The following is a 2138-nucleotide window of genomic DNA, read 5'->3' as shown; positions in this document are numbered from 1 at the left end:
AATCACAAAAACCCATACCAAAAATCAACATGATACAAAAGATCAAAAGTTAGGAATAAACATGATATCCGATGCTGGCGCACGGAAGATCGTCGAGCAGGAAGGTCTGGATATGCGTTACTACAACGTGATCTACGACATCATCGAAGACGTCAAGAAAGCCCTGACCGGTATGCTCGGCAGCGATGTTCGCGAGAACATCCTGGGTATCGCCGAAGTGCGTGACGTGTTCCGTTCGCCGAAGTTTGGCGCGATCGCCGGTTGCATGGTTATCGAAGGTGTTGTTCACCGTAACCGTCCAATCCGTGTACTGCGTGAAGACATCGTTATCTTCGAAGGCGAGCTGGAATCCCTGCGCCGCTTCAAGGATGACGCTTCCGAAGTACGTGCCGGCATGGAATGCGGTATCGGCGTGAAGAGCTACAACGACGTCAAAGTCGGTGACAAGATCGAAGTCTTCGAGAAGGTCCAGGTTGCTCGCAGCCTCTAACTCGCGCACTTCAGGAGCCGTGATGGTCGGCCGCACTCCAATGTGCGGCGCATCACCCGGACTCTAAACGCAACGCCCGGTCTGGCATTTGTCAGGCCGGGCGTTTGCCGCTTTCAGACCTTGCGGGTTTCACCGCTGGGCAGTTACAGGTAACAAAATCATGGCAAAAGAATACAGCCGTACCCAACGTATCGGCGATCAGATGCAGCGTGAGCTGGCACAACTGATCCGTCGTGAAGTCAAAGACCCGCGCGTCGGCCTGGTCACCATTACCGCTGTGGAAGTCAGTCGTGACGTCGGTCACGCGAAGATTTTCATCACCGTGATGGGGCAGGACAACGCCGAAGACATCGCGCAAAGCATCAAGGTGCTGAATGCCGCCGCAGGTTTCCTGCGTATGCAACTGGCCCGTGAAATGAAGCTGCGCAGCGTGCCGCAATTGCACTTCCACTACGACGAAAGCGTCGTGCGTGGTGCGCATCTGTCGGCCCTGATCGAACGTGCCGTGGCTGAAGATAATCAGCACGTGGTTGCGGCTGAACCTGAAGACACCAAGGAGTAATTCGGTGGCTCAGGTCAAACGTATCCGTCGTAACGTCAGTGGCATCATCCTGCTGGACAAGCCGTTGGGCTTCACTTCCAACGCCGCGCTGCAGAAGGTTCGCTGGTTGCTCAACGCCGAGAAGGCCGGTCACACCGGCAGTCTCGACCCGCTGGCCACCGGTGTGTTGCCGCTGTGCTTCGGCGAGGCGACCAAGTTCTCGCAATACCTGCTCGATTCCGACAAGGGTTATGAAACCCTGGCGCAACTGGGCAAGACCACCACCACGGCAGATGCCGAAGGTGAGGTTTTGCAGGAACGCCCGGTGACCGTTGGTCGTGCCGATATGGAAGCTGCTCTGCCGAAATTTCGTGGGCAAATCAGTCAGATACCGCCGATGTACTCGGCGCTCAAGCGTGATGGTCAGCCGCTGTACAAGCTGGCCCGTGCAGGCGAAGTAGTGGAGCGCGAACCGCGTTCTGTTACTATTGCGCGCTTGGAATTACTGGCCTTCGAAGGCGATACTGCGCGTCTTGCGGTGGATTGCAGCAAGGGCACCTATATTCGTACCCTCGTGGAGGATATTGGTGAGCAACTCGGTTGTGGTGCGTACGTCGCTGAATTGCGCCGTACCCAGGCCGGGCCTTTCACCCTGGCGCAGACCGTGACCCTCGAAGAGCTGGAAGCGGTACATGCCGAAGGCGGCAACGAAGCGGTTGATCGTTTCCTGATGCCATCGGACAGCGGCTTGCTGGACTGGCCGCTGCTGCACTTCTCCGAAGCGAGCGCGTTCTACTGGCTCAACGGCCAGCCGGTGCGTGCCCCGGATGCTCCGAAGTTCGGCATGGTGCGGGTACAGGATCATAACGGTCGCTTCATCGGTATCGGTGAAGTGAGCGAAGACGGGCGCATCGCGCCGCGTCGACTGATTCGGTCAGAATGACCGAACGAGGGTGGCTGTTAACAGGCACGGTCACTACTCATTTTTAGATACAGGGATTTGTCCCTGGCCTGTTGAAGCTGTTTCTTTGAAACAGTTTCCTGATAAAAGGATTGCCTCATGGCTCTCGACGTTCAAGAAAAAGCTCAAATCGTAGCTGACTACCA

At 56.5% G+C, this 2138-nt stretch carries 3 protein-coding genes; all 3 read left to right on the top strand.

Features of this window, described 5'->3' with window-relative positions; translation table 11 throughout:
- On the top strand, positions 1-490 hold a 490-nt coding region (locus tag ACIOZM_RS31525; protein ID WP_401221534.1), incomplete at its 5' end, for an EF-Tu/IF-2/RF-3 family GTPase.
- Between the two features lie 160 nt (positions 491-650).
- Positions 651-1052, top strand: coding sequence for a 30S ribosome-binding factor RbfA (rbfA, locus tag ACIOZM_RS31520; protein ID WP_096818842.1), 402 nt, complete (start codon positions 651-653; stop codon positions 1050-1052).
- Positions 1053-1056: 4 nt separating this feature from the next.
- Positions 1057-1974: a tRNA pseudouridine(55) synthase TruB gene (truB, locus tag ACIOZM_RS31515; protein WP_401221532.1), complete on the top strand. Its 918-nt coding sequence runs from the start codon at positions 1057-1059 to the stop codon at positions 1972-1974.
- Positions 1975-2138 lie beyond the last annotated feature (164 nt).

The sequence above is a fragment of the Pseudomonas sp. NPDC087346 genome (assembly GCF_044744235.1).
Taxonomy (GTDB): Bacteria; Pseudomonadota; Gammaproteobacteria; order Pseudomonadales; family Pseudomonadaceae; genus Aquipseudomonas.
This window is presented reverse-complemented; position numbering and strand designations above follow the sequence as displayed.

Bases quoted from the DNA above. Each gene is read 5' to 3' on its own strand.
- rbfA (WP_096818842.1), top strand. From the start codon at position 651: ATGGCAAAAGAATACAGCCGTACCCAACGTATCGGCGATCAGATGCAG.